The sequence below is a fragment of the Streptomyces megasporus genome, assembly GCF_000718985.1.
Taxonomy (GTDB): domain Bacteria; phylum Actinomycetota; class Actinomycetes; order Streptomycetales; family Streptomycetaceae; genus Streptomyces; species Streptomyces megasporus.
Genome location: NZ_JODL01000013.1, coordinates 117,179 through 135,987, shown reverse-complemented (window position 1 = coordinate 135,987; position 18,809 = coordinate 117,179). Strand labels below are relative to the sequence as shown.

General features: G+C 71.8%; 18 protein-coding genes. 11 read left to right on the top strand and 7 right to left on the bottom strand.

The window, feature by feature from the left end:
• The 5 genes from cysC to IF47_RS0113660 form a co-directional block, all read right to left on the bottom strand.
• The coding region (gene cysC / locus IF47_RS0113680) for an adenylyl-sulfate kinase (protein ID WP_281179469.1) at positions 1-471 on the bottom strand (471 nt) is incomplete at its 3' end.
• Positions 468-2,324, bottom strand: a complete 1,857-nt coding sequence (locus IF47_RS0113675; protein WP_051717601.1) for a M20/M25/M40 family metallo-hydrolase — start codon at positions 2,322-2,324, stop codon at positions 468-470. The genes IF47_RS0113675 and cysC, both read right to left, overlap by 4 nt.
• Positions 2,325-2,459: 135 nt before the next feature.
• Positions 2,460-3,230, bottom strand: a complete 771-nt coding sequence (locus IF47_RS0113670; protein WP_031509020.1) for an SDR family NAD(P)-dependent oxidoreductase — start codon at positions 3,228-3,230, stop codon at positions 2,460-2,462.
• A complete protein-coding gene (locus tag IF47_RS0113665; protein WP_078591803.1) occupies positions 3,227-4,249 on the bottom strand; it encodes a sulfotransferase in 1,023 nt (340 codons plus the stop codon). The genes IF47_RS0113670 and IF47_RS0113665 overlap by 4 nt, the downstream gene beginning before the upstream one ends.
• A gap of 125 nt (positions 4,250-4,374) precedes the next feature.
• On the bottom strand, positions 4,375-5,268 hold the full coding sequence (locus IF47_RS0113660; protein ID WP_031509018.1) for a family 3 encapsulin nanocompartment shell protein: 894 nt from the start codon (positions 5,266-5,268) through the stop codon (positions 4,375-4,377).
• A 259-nt stretch (positions 5,269-5,527) separates the two neighbouring features.
• Between IF47_RS0113660 and IF47_RS0113655 the strand changes: the two genes are divergently transcribed.
• From IF47_RS0113655 to IF47_RS0113620, 8 genes are all read left to right on the top strand, one after another.
• Complete coding sequence (locus IF47_RS0113655; RefSeq protein ID WP_211257210.1) at positions 5,528-6,577, top strand: LysR family transcriptional regulator; 1,050 nt, start codon at positions 5,528-5,530, stop codon at positions 6,575-6,577.
• A 166-nt stretch (positions 6,578-6,743) separates the two neighbouring features.
• A complete protein-coding gene (locus IF47_RS0113650; RefSeq protein ID WP_031509016.1) occupies positions 6,744-6,926 on the top strand; it encodes a lysine biosynthesis protein LysW in 183 nt (60 codons plus the stop codon).
• Between the two features lie 39 nt (positions 6,927-6,965).
• Entirely contained in the window at positions 6,966-7,835 is an 870-nt protein-coding gene (locus tag IF47_RS0113645) for a RimK family alpha-L-glutamate ligase (RefSeq protein WP_031509015.1), read from the top strand.
• The gene (gene argC, locus IF47_RS0113640; RefSeq protein ID WP_031509014.1) at positions 7,832-8,857 is read left to right on the top strand and encodes an N-acetyl-gamma-glutamyl-phosphate reductase; all 1,026 of its coding nucleotides are present in this window, start codon (positions 7,832-7,834) and stop codon (positions 8,855-8,857) included. Before IF47_RS0113645 ends, argC begins: the two co-directional genes overlap by 4 nt.
• Before the next feature lie 268 nt (positions 8,858-9,125).
• Entirely contained in the window at positions 9,126-9,896 is a 771-nt protein-coding gene (locus IF47_RS0113635; protein WP_425423587.1) for a transketolase, read from the top strand.
• Complete coding sequence (locus IF47_RS0113630; RefSeq protein WP_031509012.1) at positions 9,893-10,861, top strand: transketolase family protein; 969 nt, start codon at positions 9,893-9,895, stop codon at positions 10,859-10,861. Before IF47_RS0113635 ends, IF47_RS0113630 begins: the two co-directional genes overlap by 4 nt.
• Positions 10,858-12,498 (top strand): AMP-binding protein, encoded by a 1,641-nt coding sequence (locus tag IF47_RS0113625; protein WP_037732522.1) that lies wholly within the window; start codon positions 10,858-10,860, stop codon positions 12,496-12,498. The genes IF47_RS0113630 and IF47_RS0113625 overlap by 4 nt, the downstream gene beginning before the upstream one ends.
• Positions 12,495-13,640: an acyl-CoA dehydrogenase family protein gene (locus IF47_RS0113620; RefSeq protein WP_031509010.1), complete on the top strand. Its 1,146-nt coding sequence runs from the start codon at positions 12,495-12,497 to the stop codon at positions 13,638-13,640. Before IF47_RS0113625 ends, IF47_RS0113620 begins: the two co-directional genes overlap by 4 nt.
• 92 nt (positions 13,641-13,732) lie before the next feature.
• Here the strand turns inward: IF47_RS0113620 and IF47_RS0113615 are convergent, their stop codons facing one another.
• Positions 13,733-14,323 (bottom strand): CGNR zinc finger domain-containing protein, encoded by a 591-nt coding sequence (locus tag IF47_RS0113615; protein ID WP_031509009.1) that lies wholly within the window; start codon positions 14,321-14,323, stop codon positions 13,733-13,735.
• 74 nt (positions 14,324-14,397) lie between these two features.
• Between IF47_RS0113615 and IF47_RS0113610 the strand changes: the two genes are divergently transcribed.
• On the top strand, positions 14,398-15,873 hold the full coding sequence (locus tag IF47_RS0113610; RefSeq protein ID WP_031509008.1) for an MFS transporter: 1,476 nt from the start codon (positions 14,398-14,400) through the stop codon (positions 15,871-15,873).
• 71 nt (positions 15,874-15,944) lie between these two features.
• Complete coding sequence (locus IF47_RS0113605; protein ID WP_078591802.1) at positions 15,945-17,264, top strand: FAD-dependent monooxygenase; 1,320 nt, start codon at positions 15,945-15,947, stop codon at positions 17,262-17,264.
• Positions 17,265-17,338: 74 nt separating this feature from the next.
• Here the strand turns inward: IF47_RS0113605 and IF47_RS0113600 are convergent, their stop codons facing one another.
• Positions 17,339-18,289, bottom strand: coding sequence for a helix-turn-helix transcriptional regulator (locus tag IF47_RS0113600; RefSeq protein WP_031509006.1), 951 nt, complete (start codon positions 18,287-18,289; stop codon positions 17,339-17,341).
• A gap of 89 nt (positions 18,290-18,378) precedes the next feature.
• Between IF47_RS0113600 and IF47_RS0113595 the strand changes: the two genes are divergently transcribed.
• Positions 18,379-18,786, top strand: a complete 408-nt coding sequence (locus tag IF47_RS0113595) for a VOC family protein (RefSeq protein ID WP_031509005.1) — start codon at positions 18,379-18,381, stop codon at positions 18,784-18,786.
• The last annotated feature ends 23 nt before the right edge of the window (positions 18,787-18,809 follow it).

Sequence of the window (18,809 nt, the reverse complement as noted above, 5' to 3'; positions counted from 1 at the left end):
CAGGCCGGAGATCTCCCCCGCGGCCTGCTTGGCGTACAGGCCCTTGACGTCCCGTTCGGAGCAGACCTCGACCGGCGTGGCCACGTGCACCTCCAGGAACTCCGTGCCGCTGTCTCGGTGCCAGGAGCGCACCAGGTCACGGGAGTCGGCGTACGGCGCGATGACCGGCACCAGGACCGTGACACCGTTGCGGGCGAGGACGTGAGCGACCCGGCCGATGCGTTCGACGTTGGTGTGACGGTCGGCGCGGGAGTAGCCGAGGCCGGCCGAGAACGTCCGGCGCAGTTCGTCGCCGTCGAGGACCTCCACGCGCCGACCGCGCGAGCGCAGCAGTTCGGCTGCGGCGTACGCGAGGGTGGTCTTGCCCGCGCTGGGCAGGCCGGTCAGCCAGAGGGTCGAACCGGGGTAGCAGGTGCAGTGGACGACGGGGGTCGCGAGGTTGTGCCCGGGGGCGGCCGTCGGGGCGGTCACATCAAGCTCCATTCTCGGACCGCGGCGGCCAGCAGGCGCCGCGCCCGCCGGAACTCGTCCGCGTGCAGGTGTTCGTCGGAGGTGTGGTCGAGACTCGCGTCACCGGGGCCGTAGGCGACCATGGGGACGCCGTGCCAGGTGGTGGCAAGCGTGTTCATGTCACTGCTGCCCTTCTTCATCAGGTACCGGGGCTTCACTCCCTCGGTCCCGAAGGCCCGTTGGAATGCCTTGACGAGCGAACCGGTGCGTCCGGTGATCACTCCGGGAGTGGCCCGCAGGACGTCGAACCGGACCGGCTCGACGGCAAGAGACCGCAGCGCGGCCACGGTCTCGTCCACGTCCAGACCCGGCGGTACGCGGACGTCGACCACGGCCTCGCCGACCTGGACGTCCCCCCGGTTGAGCGCCCGCACGCCGAGGACGGCGGTCAGCGCGTCCCGATGCAGTCGAGCCACCGCGTCCGGAACCCCCGAGAGCACCTCGACCATCCGGTCGCCCGCGGTGCGGACACCTTCGCCGGCCGTGTGCCCGGTGGGCTCCCGTACGCTGAAACGGACCTTGACCAGGCCGTAGTAACCGAGGGTGAGGGCCTCTGCGCCGCTGGGCTCGCCCACGATCACCGCGTCGGCCGGATAGGCATCGCGCACATGGAAGGCACCGGCGCCGGTGATCTCCTCCTCCACCGCACCGACCACCCGCACCTCGACCCCCTCGGGCGGGTCGAACGCGGCCAGCGTCTGCAGGTACGTGACCAGACTCCCCTTGGCGTCGACCGAGCCGCGCCCGGAGAGCACCTCGCCGTCCCAGCGGACCGGCCAGCGGTGCGGAACGGTGTCCAGGTGACCGAGCATCAGCAGCCGCCGAGGGCCTGCCCCCTTGGTGGCGACCAGGTTGCCGGCGGCGTCGATCTCGGCCTTGACGCCGTTCTCCTCGCACCAGTCGGCGAGGAATTCGGCGATCTCGCGCTCGTCACGGGAGACGGAGGACAGCTCCACCGTGCGGGAGAGCAGGTCGAGGTCGGGGACGGGGGCGGGGGCCCGCCAGAACCAGGTGGCGCTCGCCGTGGACAGTGTGTGCGGACCGGTGATCGCCGTGTCCGAGGTGCCCTTCAGGCCGATCTCGGCCGCCCTGACCTTCTGACGCATCCGGCCCTTGGCGTAGCGCCGGCCCTCGCCCTCGGTGAGGTGGCGCAGGCCGCTGGCGGGGTCGGCCGGGTCGGTGAGCAGTCCGGCGGTGCCTGTGACCAGCCGCAGATGGTCGGCGTCCAGGGCCAAGGCGGTTTCGGCGGCGAGCACGTCGGCGTCCACGTTCAGTGCCGTACCGCCTTCGGCGTCGGCGACCGGCGGCGAGAGGCAGACGACGTTGAAGGTGGAGAGCAGACCGGTGAGCCGGAGGACGTCCACGGAGCTGATGGTGCCCGCACGGTGGTCGCGGATCAGCCGGGTCCTTCCCTCCTCCCGCACCCGGAGCGGGCCGTTGACGGTGGCCTTGACGAGCGCGCCGGTGCGGGCGACCGCCGCGAAGACGGACAGTCCGCGCCGCGTCAGCTCCTCCTCCACCAAGGGCAGGGTGACCTCCTCGTACGCGGCGACGATGTGCGGCATCTCCTGCGGCGGGCAGTAGCGGACCTCGTCACCTTTTTGGGAGACCAGGGTGCGGATCTCGCGGCCGGTACGCCGGTAGTGCTCGGCGATACCGGCCGCTCCCCCGGCGATGACGAGCAGCCGCGCGCCGCGCCGGCTGAGTTCGAGCAGTTCGTCGAAGATCCGACTGTGGAGCAGAGTGGCGCTGCCCAGCTTGACCACGTAGAGCGCGGCCTCGCGTGAGCCGGCGACTTCCCCCAGGGTTGTCATGTACAGAACTCCTTCGGCTGGTGGCGGCGGGCGGATCGTGTGATGGCGGCGCGCAGGCGGAGCGACCGCGGGAGGACGGACCGGCGACGAGGCGGCGACCGGCGCGTGGGCGAGCCACGGGTACACAGACGGATGTCAGCCGACGCCGCGGGTGTTGCCACCGTCCGCGACCAGCACGCTGCCGGTGACGAAGGCGGCCTGTTCACTGGCGAGGAAGGCCACCAGGGCACCCAGGTCCTCGGCCCGGCCGATCCGGCCCAGCGGGATCCCGGCAGCCACCTCGGCGAGGCGCTCCTCGACCTCCTCCCCGTACTGCACGTCGAGGATCGGCGTGCGGTGGAAGCCGGGTGCCAGCACGTTCACGGTCACTCCGGCCGAGCCGAAGGCGTGGACGAGGCCCTTGGCGAAACCGAGGACACCGAGCCGGGCCACCGAGGACAGTCCGCTGCCCGGATGGGGCTGCCTCACCGACTCAGAGGTGATCATGACGATCCGGCCCCAGCCGGCCTCCCTCAGGTAGGGGGCGGCGGCCAGCGACAGCGACACGTGGGGCAGCAGGTTGCCGTTCACCGCCTCCCGGTACTCGGCGACGTCGAAGTCCTCCACGGGGCCGAAGGGCACCCCGCCGGAGTTGGTGACCACCACGTGCAGTCCACCGAACTCCTCGGCGGTGTGCCGCACCCAGGCGGCGGCGGCAACCTCGTCACGGAGGTCCACCACGGTGCTCAGCACGCGACCCGTACCGCAGGCGTCGACCTCCTGGTGGGCGCGGGCCAGCCGCTCGCGATCCCGGCCGCAGAGAGACACGTCGGCGCCCTCCGAGGCCAGCACACGGGACACGGCGAGGCCGATTCCGCTGCTGGAGGCCGCGACCAGGGCGGCCCGTCCGGCAAGACCCAGGTTCACGACGCCTCACCTCGCGCGGGCGGCCCGGAGGTCCGCGACACCGGCCGGCCGGTCGGCCGCGAGGTACGGACGGAGTCCGCCGCCCGGGAGGGGCGGGTGAAGACCAGCGGGTAGCCGTAGCGGGCCAGCAGAGGTGCGGCAGCCGCCGTGGCAGCGGCGATGTCCGTGCCGGTCAGTGCGGTGCGCCAGCGCTCGTCGGGGCGAATCTCGGTGACGCCTCGGCGCAGCCGGTCCGGGTTTCCGGTGACGGTGTGGTTGGCGCCGAGCCGGATCCGGCCGGACGCGTCCACCGGAGAGTCGTCGTCGAGGCCCGCGAAGCGCAGGACCCGGGTCGTCACCTCCCGCGGGCTGCGCGCCAAGTCCTCGTGGCGGATTCTCAGATAGCGTGTGCCCGCCGTCCGGCCGACCAGTTCGGAGGCGAGGTTGAAGGTGGTCCAGTACCCGCTGCTGCGGGCCGGGGACATGGGGTCGATGTAGTCCTTGGCGCCGCGGTAGGACAGAGCGGTGGCCCGCGGATCCCGCACGATGTGCAGCACCCGTACGTCCACGTCGGTGCGGCCGAGGAGGGCGGCCGCCTCCGCCGGGTACTTCGAGCCGTCCACGATCAGACGGTCACCGCCGTGGGCGGCCACCTGCCGGTAGACGGCTGCCGAGTGGTCGAGAAGTTCGGTCACACCGGGGGCGGTGGGTCGCTCACCCCGGGCCTCGGCGAGCCGCGCCGGGGTGTGCCGAGTGCGCAGCAGTGCCTGTTGGAGGGTGGTCATCCGGTGCGCGACGGCCTCGGTGGCCCCCTCGGGCAGCGCCGCGAGAACGGCTGCCCAGAGCGGGCACCCCGCGACCGGCAGTCCGCAGCCGCAACTGGAGTTGGTGCCGGCGCCCAGGACGCCGTTGCGCCAGAGGTAGTACTGCTCTCCGACGTGGCGGACGCCGTGGATCTCGTTGAGGACATTGCCCAGCAGGGTGCTGCCGCTGCGCATCCATCCGGTGATGTACAGGACGCGTGGGGAGGGGCCTGTCATGGTGGTCGTGGTCCCTTCTTGGTACTGCCGTCGCGGTCCATGACGGCTCGGTTCCGGGCTGTTCCGCGGGGTGCTCCCAGGACTGTTCCGTGAGTCGGTCCCGGATCGGCCGGGCCGGCCGCGCGTCAGTCGCGCGTCAGCAGCAGGAAGTGTTGAGGCAGGTGGACGGCGAGGCCGATCCGGCTGCTCGCCTCGATGGCGTCGGAACCGTCCGGGCCCGCGCCGCGGCGCAGCGCCAGCGAGGCCACGCCCGGGACGAGCAGGGTGACGGCGGCCCGGAAGTCGCCGAGCAGAACCTGGCCGCGCGGGATCATGCGGGTGCGCGAGACGGTGATGCCGGCCGCGCCCAACTGCCCGAGCACGCCGGCCCGCACCAGCTCCCAGTACGTGAAGGGGTGTACGACGATTCCGTCGCAGGAACCGCCCGTCTCCTCGACCTCGGCGGCGGCCTCGGTGACGGAGGCGTGGACGTCCTCGCCGAGCCGGCCGCGGCGGATCTCCGGAAGGTTCAGCAGGCCGCTGACCGCTCTGTCCGCGCTGCCGTGCAGCAGCGTCTCGTTCTCCACCACGGACAGGCGGACCAGCACGCGATAGTCGATGAAGGAGGCGAGCAGCGCCGGCTGGTCGAGGAGGCCGGCGGGCAGCGGCACGCGCACGGTCAGGTCGGTGAGTTCGGCCTGCTCCAGTCGGGGGACGAAAGCGCCCTCGGGGGTGGCCCGGTAAGAGGTTCCGGCGGCGGCCGGCGGGGCGGCCGGCGGCTCGTGCACGAAGGTCACCGGTGCGTCGGTGACCGACGCGGTCTTCAGCAGATGGCGGACGGCGTAGCGCGGCCGGGTCGCGAACAGTGGGAAGACAGCGGGGAGATGGGCGCGGAATGGCACCACGTGGTCCTGGTCCGGGCCGGTGGCGCGCACCGACCAGGCGAACTCCTCGCCGGGGCTGCGGGTGGCCAGGGTCGGGTCGGTCAACTGTATCCGGACTCCCTGCTGCACTGCGGAATCGGCGGTGGCTGCCGGCATGATGCTCTCCCCCAGGTTTCGGTGAAATGTTCTTCGAGGCATTCACATTAGACACTCGGGGAATATCGAGGGGAGAGAACCGATGACTTGTGTTTATGGTTCGAATAAAACGAGGTGATCCTCCCTTCTTGAGCGCTTCACACCGCCCCCATGAAGATGTCACATCCGGTCCGTGACCACATCCATGGCACGGCGAAACCGCCGCCCCTAGCCTTGACCGAAGACTTCGCAGAAAGTCCATCGACGCTACGGGGGGGAAATGCATTACGACCTGCAGATCAACAGGCTGAGGACTCTGGTGGCCGTGGTCGAACTCGGCGGCTTCCGGAGGGCGGCGGAGTCCCTGCACATCACCCAGCCCGCGGTCAGCCAGCAGATACGCCAACTGAGCGGCCTCATCAGAAGCCCGGTGTTCGCCTCCACCAGACGCACCCTGCGGCTCAGCCCCCGGGGGGAGGAGCTCCTGAGGTACGCCCGCCGCATGGTGGCGCTCAACGACGAGGCGGTCGGCCGCTTCATCCCGCAGGCCGGCCACATCATGCTCTCGATCGGCGTGGTGAGCCAGCTCGCGGAGGTGCTGCCCGAGTTTCTCCGGCTGCTCAACCGGGGCATGCCCCAGGCCCAGTTGGGCGTCAGGACCGGGACGAGTGAGGAGCTGGCGGCACAGTTGACCAGCGGCCAGCTCGACGCGGCGCTGCTGCTCCAGGCCGATCCGCTCGGACCGGGCACGGACAGCAGGGAACTGGGCAGGATGCGCATGGCCTGGTTCGGGCGGCCGGCCCACGGAGAGCGGGACGCCCTGCCGCTGGCACTCTTCCCCGAGCCCTGCACGCTGCGCGGGCAGGTCGGCGAAGTCCTCGACGCCTCGGGCATCGCGTGGCGGGTCGCGTACGAGAGCAGCGAACTGATCGGGCTGCGGTCGGCCGCCAAGGCGGGGCTCGGTATGACCTGCCTGGTCGCCAACGGGGACGAGCTGTGGGGGCTGACCCCATCGGTGCGTCCCGGGCTTCCGGAACCGCCCGAGCCGCTGCCGGTGACGATGGCGCTGGCCCCCGGGGCCGTACCGGAAGCCTTCGCCGGCATCGCGGAGAAGGCGTTCCGCCAGGCCCTCCAGGGCTACCCGCTCAGCTCGTCCGACGCCGGGGCCAAGACCGGGACCGAGGCCAAGGTCGGGACCGGGGCGACGGCCAAGGCGGAGACCAGCGCCAAGGCCCGGGCCGACGCCAAGGCGGAGGCCGGGGAGGCGAGCGGGGATCCGGCCGGCGCGCCCACCTCCCACACCCCCGTCCTCGCGGCTGCCGCCGCCTGACGGACCCACGTTCGCCGGCGTTCCCCGCGCCCCCGCCGCTCGTGCCCCATAAGCATCCGTCGCGGTTCCGATGCAGATCGTTCATTCGAGCCGGCCGAAATTCAGGAAATACCGAACTACAGTAATTCCCGATTCACCAACCAGCCACAAGAATCGAGGAGTCGTCATGCAGGAAACCTTGATCGCCCCCGAGTGCCCCGAGTGCGACGCCGCGGTGCCCCTGGGAACGGATGCCCGGGTCAGCGAAATAGTCGAGTGCCCGGAATGCCGCCTGGAACTCGAAATCGAGTCCGTTCAGCCGCCGCGTCTTCTCCTCGCCCCCGAGGTCGAGGAGGACTGGGGCGAGTAGCACAGGGCCGTCCACCACGACGAGAAGGAGATTCCCCTGATGAGCTCTGCGGCAGCGCGAATCGGTGTCCTCGCCTCCCGGGTCCGGTTCGAGGAGAAGAACATCCTGACCGCGCTGGAGAGGCGCGGCGTCGCATGCGAACAGATCGACCCTCGCGCTCTGTCCGTCCAGGCCGGTACGTCCTGGAACGGCCCGCAGACCGTGCTCAACCGCGAAGTGGGCCACTACCGTGCCCTGTACGCGGCTTCGGCGCTGGAATCGGCGGGCGTGACGGTGCTCAACAGCGCTGCCGCCACGGCCGTCTGCGGGGACAAGTGGCAGACCTCGGCGGCCCTGGTCGCCCGGGGTCTGCCCACTCCCGAGACTATTCTCGCCCTGACCCCGGACGCGGCCCTCGAGGCTCTGGAGGACCTGGGCTATCCCGCGGTGATCAAGCCCCTGGTCGGGTCCTGGGGCCGTCTGGTGACCCGAGTCACCGACCGCGCGATGGGCGAGGCCGTCCTGGAACACCTCGCCGCCCTGCCCTCCCCGCAGTCGCACATCGTCTACGTCCAGCGCGAGATCGCCAAGGCGGACCGGGACATCCGGGTCCTCGTGGTGGGCGGCCGGGCGGTCGGGGCGACGTATCGCAGGAGCGAGGACTGGCGCACCAACGTGGCCCGCGGCGCGATCAGCGAACGCTGCCCGCTCGAGGCGGACCTCACCACCCTCGCGGTGGCGGCGGCGGACACCGTCGGCGCGTGTGTCGCGGGGGTGGACCTCCTGGAGGAGCCGGACGGCCGGCTCACCGTCCTGGAGGTCAACGACCGGGTCGAGTTCCGGGGCCTGCAGTCGACATACGGAACCCACCTCGATGTGGCGGAGACCATCGCCGCACTCATGTCAGAGAAGGCAGAGGCAGAGTCATGATCCGCGCAGCAGTGCTGGGAGCGGCCGGCTACATCGGCGGAGAGCTGCTGCGGCTGCTCATCAACCACCCCCAGGTCGACGTGGTCGCCGCCACCTCACGCACCCTCCAGGGTCGCCAGATCGACGGAGTCCATCCCAATCTGCGCCATCGCACCAAGCTGACGTTCTCCTCCGAGGAGCGACTCCCCCGCTGCGAGGTGCTGTTCCTGGCGACCCCGCACCGCGAGACCATGCGTCGGATGCCGGAGTTCCTGACGAAGTCGGGCGTCGTCATCGACCTGTCCGGTGACTTCCGGCTGCACGACACCGAGGTGTACGAGGAGTACTACGGCACCCCGCACGAGGCCCCCGACCTCATCCCCACCTTCACACAGGGGCTCCCGGAGCACCACCGCGCCGCGCTGCGCACCGCGGACCGGATCTCCGTGCCCGGCTGCATGGCCACCGCCGGCATCCTCTCCCTGAGCCCGCTGGCCGCGGCCGGGCTCATCACGGGCGACGTGACGGTGGACGCGAGGACCGGTTCCAGCGGCTCCGGCGCGAAGGCGGGCGCGGAGAACCTGCACGCCGAACGCAGCGGCGCCCTCAGGGTGTTCGCTCCGACCAAGCACCGGCACGAGGCGGAGATCGCCCAGGCCACCGGGCACACCGTGCGGATGTCGGCGACCGGTGTCGAGGCGGTGCGCGGCGTCCAACTGCTGAGCCGGGCGACCCTCGCCGACGGGGTCGACGAGCGCGCCATCCGGTCCGCCTACCGGACCCGCTACGCCGACGAGCCGTTCGTACGGATCGTCGCCGCCCGACGCGGCCTGCACCGCTTTCCCGACGCCAAGATCCTCTCCGGCTCCAACTTCTGCGACATCGGTTTCGCCCTGGACCGGGGCGCCTCCACCGTCACCGTGATCGCCGCGCTGGACAACCTCGTCAAGGGCGGCGCGGGCAACGCGGTGCAGTGCATGAACGTGCGCTTCGGCGAGCCCGAGGAGCGCGGTCTCGAGTTCACCGGACTGCACCCCAACTGACCGTCCCGCCCACACGACCGCACCCCCGCGTCGACCGCCTCGCGCACAGGCGCCCCCACACACGGGCGCCGCACGGACACACGTCTCCCGGTGGACGCCTCACGCACCAGTCGCCTCACGTATCAGCCGAAAGGACCCAGGCATGAGCAGCCCGCCTCTGCTGCGGGGCGCACCCGCCCGCACCGACACCACCGGACTCGACGCGCACGGCCCCGACACCGCGGAGCCGACCGGGATCGCCGGCCGGATCAGAGAGCACATCGTGTCCATGTGCGCCGGCCCCGAGGGCGGTCACCTGGGTGGATCGATGTCGCTCGTCGAGATCCTGTCCGTCCTCTACTTCCGGGTGATGCGACACGACCCCCGCTTCCCCGGTCTGCCCGAACGCGACGTGCTGCTGCTCAGCAAGGGTCACGGCGGCATCGCCCTGTTCGCGACGCTCTGCGAGGCCGGCTACTTCCCGGCCGCCGCGCTCGACGAGTACGCCCGGCCCGGCAGCCACTTCATGGCCCACCCGCACCCGGAGATCCCGGGTGTCGAAATCGCCTCCGGCTCACTCGGCCACGGTCTCGCCCTCGGTGTCGGCTACGCGCTGGCCAACCGTCTGGACGGATCGGACCGCCGCTGCTTCGTGGTGATGGGCGACGGCGAGCTCCAGGAGGGCTCGGTCTGGGAGGCCGCCTCGGTGGCCTCCGCACACCGGCTGAACGGCCTGACCGCGATCGTGGACCGCAACGGTCTGCAGATCACGGGCGCGACCGAGACCGTCCACCCCCTCGAGCCGCTGGCCGACCGCTGGAGGGCTTTCGGTTGGCGCGTCCTGGAAGCGGACGGCCACGACGCCGAAGCCCTGACCCGTGTGCTGACTCTGCCCGCGGCCCCACAGGCGCCCACGGTCGTCATCGCCCACACCGTCAAGGGCAGGGGGGTGCCCTTCGTCGAGGGCCAGGCCCGCAGCCACTACGCGCGGCTGAGCGGACGGCAGCACCTGCGGGCGCTCAACGCGGTCCGCGCCTCGACGGGCGGTGACCGGCGATGACCACGGCTCCTGCCCCCGCCCCGGCCCGCTCATCCCGCGAGGTCTACCGCGACGCGGTGGCCAAACTGCTGCCGGACGAGCCGCGGCTCGTCGTCCTGGACAGCGACACCGGACTGTTCGGCGGAGTGGACTTCGGCTCCGCCGCCGACCGCTACCTCAACCTCGGCATCGCCGAACACACCCTGATGGGCGCGGCCGCCGGTCTCGCTCGGGAGGGCCGCATCCCGCTGGTCAACACCATGGCGGCGTTCGCCTCCTCCCGCGCGGTGGAGGCCGTGAAGATCGACATCGCGATGGGCAACCTGCCGGTGCTGATCGCGGCCACCCACTCCGGCGTGTCGGCCGGACACCTCGGCCCGACCCACCACGCTCTGGAGGACCTCGCGGTGATGCGGGCGCTGCCTCACATGACCGTGGTGGTGCCGGGCGACGCCGCCGGCACCGAGGAGTTGCTGCGCCAGGCCCTCGCCCTGGACGGTCCCGTCTACCTCCGGCTCGGCCGGGGTGCCACCCCCGACCTGCCCGCCGGCCCGCCGCTGCGACTCGGCAAGGCACAGCAGTTGCGGACCGGCACGGACATCACCCTGGCCGCCTGCGGCCCCTACCCGGTTCTCGCCGCCCTTGAGGCGGCCGATCTCCTGGAGGGCGAGGGCATCACCGCGAACGTGCTGCACCTGCACACCGTCAAGCCGCTGGACACCTCCGCGCTGCTCAGCTCCCTGGGTGTAGGGGACACCGTGATCACCGTCGAGGAGCACTGGCGGTCCGGCGGGTTCGGCTCGGCGGTCGCCGAGGCGCTCAGCGCCGTACGCCCGGTGCGGGTGCACCGGATGGCGCTGCCGGACGAGTTCGTCCCCGTCGCCGGAAGCCAGCGCTATCTGATCGAACGGGGCGGTATCAGCGCCCGGACGATCGCCGAACAAGCCCGGAAATCCGTCGAATCGCACCGGGGAGGCACCCGTTGACCGCCGCCGACACCTATCGCGCCGCCTGCTGGTGGCGGGACGAGACCCTGCTGCACGATCTGCGCCGTTGGGCCCGTGAACAGCCGGACAAGCCCGCCCTGGTCTGCTACCGGGGGGACGCCCACGAATCCGTGAGCTACGCCGAACTGGCCCGCCGGGTCGACCGGCTCGCGGTCGGTCTGCTCCGGCTCGGAGTGCGCCGCGGCGACGTGGTGACCCTCCAACTGCCCAATTCCTGGGAGCTGGTGGCACTCTGCCTGGCCGCCGCCCGGGTCGGCGCGGTGGCGGGCCCGGTGGTTCCGGTGATGCGCCGCCGTGAGGTCGAGTTCATGACCCGGCTCACCGCCAGTCCGGTCTACATCGGCGCGGCCGAAGTGCGCGGCTTCTCGTACGCGGAGATGAGCGCGGAGATCGCCGCGGCCGTCCCGACCCTGCGCCATCGGGTGCTGCTCGGAGCGGGCGCCGGCGACCTGGACGGCGGTGCGCTGGACTTCGTGACCGATCTGTACGGGCCGGAGCCGGACCCGGAGCTGCTCGCGTCCCTGGACGCGATCGAGGCGGGGCCCGATGACGCCGCCCAGCTCATGTTCACCTCCGGCACCACCGGTGAGCCCAAGGGGGTGGTGCACAGCCACAACACGCTGTACTCGATGAACCGGGCACAGGCCGACGTGCTCGGCCTGACCGGTTCCGAAGTCACCGCGATGGGGTCGCCGACCACCCATCAGGCCGGCTTCACCTGGAACTTCGTGATGCCGCTGCTCCTCGGCGCCACGGCCGTACAGGTGGACCGCTGGGACGCGCGACGGATGCTGCGCGTCCTCGAGGAGCGGCGAGTGACCTTCTTCATGGGCGCGCCCACGTTCCTCTCCGACCTGATGGACGCCCAGCGCGAGACGCCGCACGACCTGTCGGCACTGCGGAGCTTCGCCACCGGCAGCGCGCCCATAGCGCCGGCGCTGGTGGAGGCCGCGCGCGAGGTCCTCGGCTGCCGGCTGTACGCGCTGTGGGGCATGACGGAGAACGGCTGTGTCACCGTCACCCGCCCCGAGCAGCCGCCGATGCGCGCCGCCGAGAGCGACGGCACCGCCGTGCCCGGTATGGAGGTGCGGATCGTCGGCGAGGACGGCGTGGCGGTGGAGCCGGGTTCGAGCGGGCTGCTCCAGGTGCGCGGCTCGGCCCAGTGCGTGGGCTACTTCCGGCGTCAGGAGGTGTACGACGCCTGCGTCACCGCCGACGGCTGGTTCGACACCGGCGATCTCGCCCGGGACGACGGCCACGGCGGTATACGGATCACGGGCCGGGTCAAGGACGTGATCATGCGGGGTGCCGAGAACCTCCCGGTGCTGGAGATCGAGGCGGCTCTGCTGCGCCACCCCACGGTCAAGGACGTCGCCGTGGTCGGCTATCCGGACGCACGACTCGGGGAACGCGCCTGCGCGTTCCTCGTCACCCAGGGCACGGCCCCCGACCTGGAGGGCGTACGCACGCACCTGGCCGGGCTCGGCATGGCCCGTACGTACTGGCCCGAGCGGCTGGAAGTGGTGCCGGCGCTGCCGCGAACCCCCTCCGGAAAGATCCAGAAATTCGCGCTGCGGGACCGGCTTCGGGCCCAGGAAGGACGCATGGCCTCATGAACGGTGTCTTCACCGCCGAGCAGGACGAACTGGCCAAGCTGGTGGAGGAGTTCGCTGCCGAGAAGGTGGCTCCGCACCGCCGGGAGAGCGATCGGCGCGGAGAGTACCGTCCGGGGCTGATCGACGATCTGGCTGCGGCCGGCCTGTTCGCGCTGCGCGTGCCGGAGCAGTACGGCGGGCTCGGCCTGGACGCCATGAGCGCGGGCATCGCCCTGGAGAAGCTGGCGGCGGCCGATCTGTCGGTGTGCTTTCCGGTGCTCAACGCCGCGCTCATCGGTGGGGTCCTCGCTTCCAACGGAAACCCCGGGCAACTGGAGCGCTGGCTGCCACCGATCGCACGTGGCGAGGCGGTGGTGGCGCTCGCGCTGACCGAGCCCGACCACGGTACGGACGCGGCGGGCATCGGGATGCGCGCCGAGCCCGACGGCGACGGCTGGCTGCTCACCGGCGAGAAGACCTCGATCATGGTCACCGCCTACGCCACCCACGCGCTGGTCTTCGCCCGTACCGGCGGCGAGGGCGCGCACGGCATCAGCGCCTTCTACATCCGGGTCGACGGCGACGGGGTCCGCAAGGAGCGGCTGACCGATCTGGGCTGCCGTTCGGGGGGCCGCGGCCGGCTGGTCTTCGACGGTGTGCGGGTCGGGCCCGAAGACCTGGTCGGGGCGCCCGGCGGCGGCTTCTCCGCGGTGATGCGCGGTTTCGGGGTCTCCCGGGCGTACATCGCGCTGATGGCCGTCGCCGTCGGGGACGCCGCGCTGGCGGAGGCGTACACGCACGCGTCCCGACGCTCCGCGTTCGGGCAGCCCATCAGCCGCTTCCAGTCAGTGGCTTTCCCCCTCGTGGAGCACACGACGCTGCTGCACGCGGCACGGCTGGTCTGCTTCGAGGCGCTGTGGCGGGCGGACCGGGGCGAGGATCCCCGTGTCCCGTCGAACATGGCCAAGTGGTGGGCGCCGAAGGCGGCCGTGGAGGCGGTGCACCAGGCCCTGCTGACCATGGGCCACCAGGGGTGGAGCGAGGACGGTCCGGTCGCGCAGCGGCTGCGGGACGTCATCGGCCTCCAACTCGCGGACGGCACCGCGGCGGCCACCAAGCTGACCGTGGCGCGCCTGCTGCTCGGCAAGGAGTACGCGCCGTGACGGTCCCGCTCGCCGTGGCGGCGTCGACCGTCGAGGGCCCGGCAAGCGCCTTGCGGTCGGCGGATGCCGTACGGTCCGTGGCCGCCCTGCTGTCAGCGGGCCCCGGCCGGGGCCCTCAATCCTCGGCGGTAGGTCTGCATCTTGGAGCGCGTACCGCACACGGCCATGGAGCACCACCGGCCGCTGCGATTACGGGACCGATCGTAGAAAGCCCACTCGCACCGGTGCTCGTGACAGGCCTTCAGGCGCTGCCAGGTGCCGTCCACGGCCGCCTCGACGACGATCGCGAGGACCTGGCCGATCATGCCCCGGGTACCGGTCCCACCGGGACGCAGAACGGGACTTTCGGTCTCGTCGAAGGCCAGGACCAGCGGACAGTTCGCGGCGACGCGTTCGATGACGGCGCGGGCCGCCGGGTCGGCTGTGGCGCCGTTGTTCTCCCGCATCAGGGCGCGCAGCGCCTCCCGCACCTCCACCACTTCCCGGCGGTCGGACTCGGAAGGGGCCGGGAGGCCGGCGGCGAAGCCCTGCCGTTCCATCCACCGCGTCAGCCCCGCCACGGACGCGAACTCGTCCGGTCCGAACTCGACGTTGACGCTGTTGACGAAGGACTGGACCAGGGCGAGCCGGCCGGGAGCCACGTCACGATCGCCCGGCTGTCGCACGCGCTTGGGTTCTGTCATCCCCCGGACTCTACCGGCCAATCGCCTTCACCGGTATCCCCCGCTCTTGTTTCTCCTCCCGTGAAAGGAATGTCATGACCAGCACCAACGGCACGACCACCGCTCGACCACCGCTCCTCCTTCTGTGCGCCGCACAGTTCATACTCGTCCTCGACTTCGCCATCGTGAACGTCGCTCTGGGCGCCATGCAGCGCGACCTCGGCTTCACCTCCAGTGGACTGCAGTGGGTCGTCGGCGCCTACGCCCTCTTCTACGGCGGCTTCCTGCTGCTGGGCGGTCGTGCCGGTGACGTCTTCGGGCGCAAGCGCATGTTCGTGGCCGGTCTCGCCGTCTTCACCATCGCCTCGCTCGTCGGCGGTATCGCCACCGAGCCGTGGCTCCTCATCCTCGCCCGCGGCGTCCAGGGCCTCTCCGCGGCGGCCGTCTCCCCGGCGGTCCTCGCGTTGATCGCCGGCGGGTTCCCCGAGGGGCCCGAACGCGTGAAGGCGATGGGCGTCTTCGGCGCCGTCTCCTCGGCCGGTTTCACCGGCGGTGTCGTGGCGGGCGGTCTGCTCACCGAATTCCTCACCTGGCGCGCCGTCATGCTGGTCAACGTCCCGGTCGGTGTCCTGCTCGTGGCACTGGCCGCCCGCCGGTTGACCGCCGACCACCGGAGCACCCGCTCCTCCCGCCTGGACCTGCCCGGCGCGATCCTGGTCACCTCGGCCATGTGCGTCCTCACCTACGGTCTGACCATGGCCTCCGATCGCGGCTGGGGCTCGACGCCCGTGCTCGTCTCGCTGGGTGGCGGCGCCGCGCTGCTGATCGCCTTCCTGGTCGTGCAGGCCCGGGTCTCCGGACCGCTCGTGCCGCTGTCGATCTTCCGTAACCGCGCCCTTTCGTCGGGCAACGGGATCGCGTTCCTGTCGGGCGGCGTGATGTCGGTGTCGACCTTCTTCATCACCATGTACATGCAGCAGGTGCTCGGGTACTCCACTCTCAAGACGAGCATGGGTTTCTTCCCGCAGGCCTTCGTGGTCTTCCTGGCCAGCCTGCCGGTCGTCAAGCTCACCCACAGGTTCGGCGCCCGCACCGTGCTGATCACCGGCGGGCTGCTCCTGGCCGTCGGCTCGGGTCTCCTCGCCCAGGTGACGGCGGACAGCTCCTACGTACTCGGCGTGCTGCCCGGCGGTGTGCTGGTCGGCCTTGGCGTGACGGTCATGATGATCTCCACCGCCATCGCCGGCACCAGCGGCGTCAGCGGGCCGCAGATGGGTCTGGCCTCCGGTCTGTTCAACTCCAGCCGCCAGTTGGGCGTCGGGCTCTGCCTCGCCGTCGGTGTGGCCCTCGCCGGTGTCGTGCACGGCACCGGCGCGGCCATTCCGGTCAGCGGGTTCCAGGACGCGTTCTGGTTCACGACGGTCCTCTCCGGGGCCATCGTCGCGGTCGCGCTCTTCGGTCTGCGGCACACCGCCGTGGCCTCGGCCGGGCCCTCGGCCCCCGCCACCGCCGCCGGTGACGGGAAGAGGACGGCGGTCGCCGCCGCGGGCGCGTCGGCCGCGGCCGAGTAGGGCCCACCGTCGCTTCCGGCGGCCGGCCCCGGAGAGCGGGGCCGCCCGCCGCATCACGAGAGGAGCAGGTGATGACACACATACTCGTCGCGGGCGGCGGTATCGGCGGGCTCGCCGCCGCTCTGGGGCAGGCCCGCGCCGGGCACCGGGTGACCGTCCTGGAAGGTCGGCCGGAGTTCTCGGAGATCGGCGCGGGAATCCAACTGGCGCCCAACGCCTTCCACGCGCTCGGCGTGCTGGGGGTGCGCGACCGGGTCGCCGAGCGGGCCGACTTCATCGACGAGCTGCGCTTCCTGGACGGCACATCGGGGCAGCGGGTCGCCGCGATGGAACTGACCGGCACGTACCGGAGCAGGTTCGGCGGTCCTTACGCCGTGGTCCACCGCGGGGATCTGCATCGGGCGCTGCTCGACGGCTGCCGCGACGCCGGCGTGCGACTCCTGGCCGGGCACCGGGTGACGGGCTACCAACAGCGCGGCGACCGGGTGACGGCGCTCACCGTCGACGGACGGCGGTTCGGGGCGGATGTGCTCCTGGGCGCCGACGGGCTGCGCTCCGCGGTTCGGGCCCGGCTCGTCGGCGACGGCGGCCCGCGCATCTCGGGCCACACGATCTACCGCTCCGTGATCCCGATGGAGGAGGTTCCCCGGGAGCTGCGGTCGAAGTCCGTCACCCTGTGGGCCGGCCCGGGCTGGCACTTCGTGCACTACCCGATCGGCGGCGGCGCGTTCCTCAATCTCGCGGCCACCCGCGACGACGGGGCCCGTGAGGAGATCACCGGAGCGGCCGCGAGCCGTTCCCGCGTCCTGGGCGAGTTCCCCGGGCTGTGCGACGAGGCCCGGCGGCTGCTGGAGCTCGGCCGAGACTGGCGGATCTGGGTGCTCTGCGACCGCGATCCGGTCGACGGCTGGGTGGACGGCCGGGTGGCGCTGCTCGGGGACGCCGCGCACCCGATGCTCCAGTACGCGGCGCAGGGCGCCTGCATGGCCCTGGAGGACGCAGTGGTGCTCGGCGGGCTGCTGCGCTGCGAGCCGTGGGAGATCCCGGGACGCCTTGCCAGGTACAACGCCCTGCGGCGGGACCGCACCGCCCGGACGACCCTCACCGCGCGCGAGATGGGCACACGGCTCTACCACGCGGCCGGGGCCGACGCGCCGGTGCGCAATGCGATGCTGGCGGACCTCTCCCCCGACGATCTGCGCGACGCCGTCGCGTGGCTGCACGGCTCCACGTCGTTCACCGAGGACGGTGAGGCGCTCGCCGACAACCGCCGCCGGTCCTCCGCCATGGCCCGCGGGACGCCTGCCGCGGACGGTGAGCAGACCGTCCGGGGACGCGGGCGGTTCGCCGCGGACCGCGAGGCGGGAATCACCCGGGCCGCACCCCGGTGACCACCGGCTCGAACCCGCGCGTCCCGCGAGCCGACGGCCGCCGCCTCCCGATCCGGGGGCGGCGGCCGTTCGCGTCAGCGCGCGCCCGCGTAGCGGTCGGCGAGTTCGGTCCCTATCCGCGCCAGCTCGGCTTGCACGGAGACGGGTTCGAGAACCTCGACCAGGGCACCCCAGCCGGCCAGGTTCCGGGCGACGTCCAGCGGGGTCGGCGCGGCGAGGCGCATGCGGGCCCGTCCGTCCTCGTGCTCGCCGTCGGGGTGGCAGTGCCGTCCGAACCTGTCGCGGAGGACGGGCACGAACCTCGCCTCGACGAGGACGGTCGCCCAGGTGCGCGAGCGCCGCTCCTCCACATCGCCGACCACCTCCCGCCAGGCCGTGGCGAGCACGAAGTCGTCGGGCCGCTCCGCGGGTTCACCGGTCTGTTCGGCGGCGTCGATCCGGTCGATCCGGAAGGTCCGCCGCCCCCGCTCGGTGCCGGCGATCAGGTACCAGGTGTCGTCCTTGTCGACCAGGCCCCAGGGATCGACGGTCCGCTCGGTCCGCGTCCGGGCACTGTTGGTGTAGGTGAGCCGGACCCTGCGCCGGCGGACAACGGCGGCCTGCAGCACATCGACCGTCTCCGGCCTGCGGCGGTCGCGTTCGCCCCACGGGGTGGGGTCGACCATGGTGGCGTCGGCGGCGGCCTGGGCGTCCGCCCGGAAGGTCTGCGGCAGCGCCCGCACCAGCTTGCGCAGCGCCGCCTTGGCGTCGCCCGAGACCGCCGCGGCCGGGCCGACGAGCAGGAACAGCGCCTGTGCCTCGTTGGCCGACAGACCGCTGAGGTCGGTCCGGGCACCACCGACGAGCGACCAGCCGCCGCCGCGGCCGGGCTGCGGGTACACCGGGATGCCGGCGGCGGACATCGCCTCCAGGTCGCGGCGGGCGGTGGCCACGGACACCTCCAGTTCGCCTGCCAGCTCGGCGGCGGTCACCCGGCCTCGCCGTTGCATGAACAGGAGGGCGGCGACGAGTCGGTCAGCGCGCATGCTCCCAGCCTCTCTTGTAAAGTGCTCAGTGGGTGAGCCCTTTGGGTCGGAGGATGGTCACAGTTACAGAACGACGAGAGGAACCACCCATGCTGCGAGGACTCGCCACCGTCAATTTCTTCGCCGACGACGTGGAAGCAGCCAAGACGTGGTACGCCGAGCTGCTGGGCACACAGCCGTACTTCCAGCGCCCGGACGACGGTCGGCCGGCGGCCTACTACGAGTTCAGGATCGGTGACCACCAGACCGAACTCGGTCTGATCGACCGGCGTTATGCCCCGCCGGGCCTGCCCAGGACGCCCGGAGGGGCGATCGGCCACTGGCACGTCGACGACGTGGAGGCCGCCCTCGACCGGCTGCTCTCCATGGGCGCCACGCTGTACACACCACTGACCGAGTACGGTCCGGGCTTCGTCACCGCGTCCGTGACCGATCCCTTCGGCAATGTCCTCGGCATCATGTACAACAAGCACTACCTGGAGATGCTGGACGCGTGACCCCCCGCTGACCTCGGCGCCCG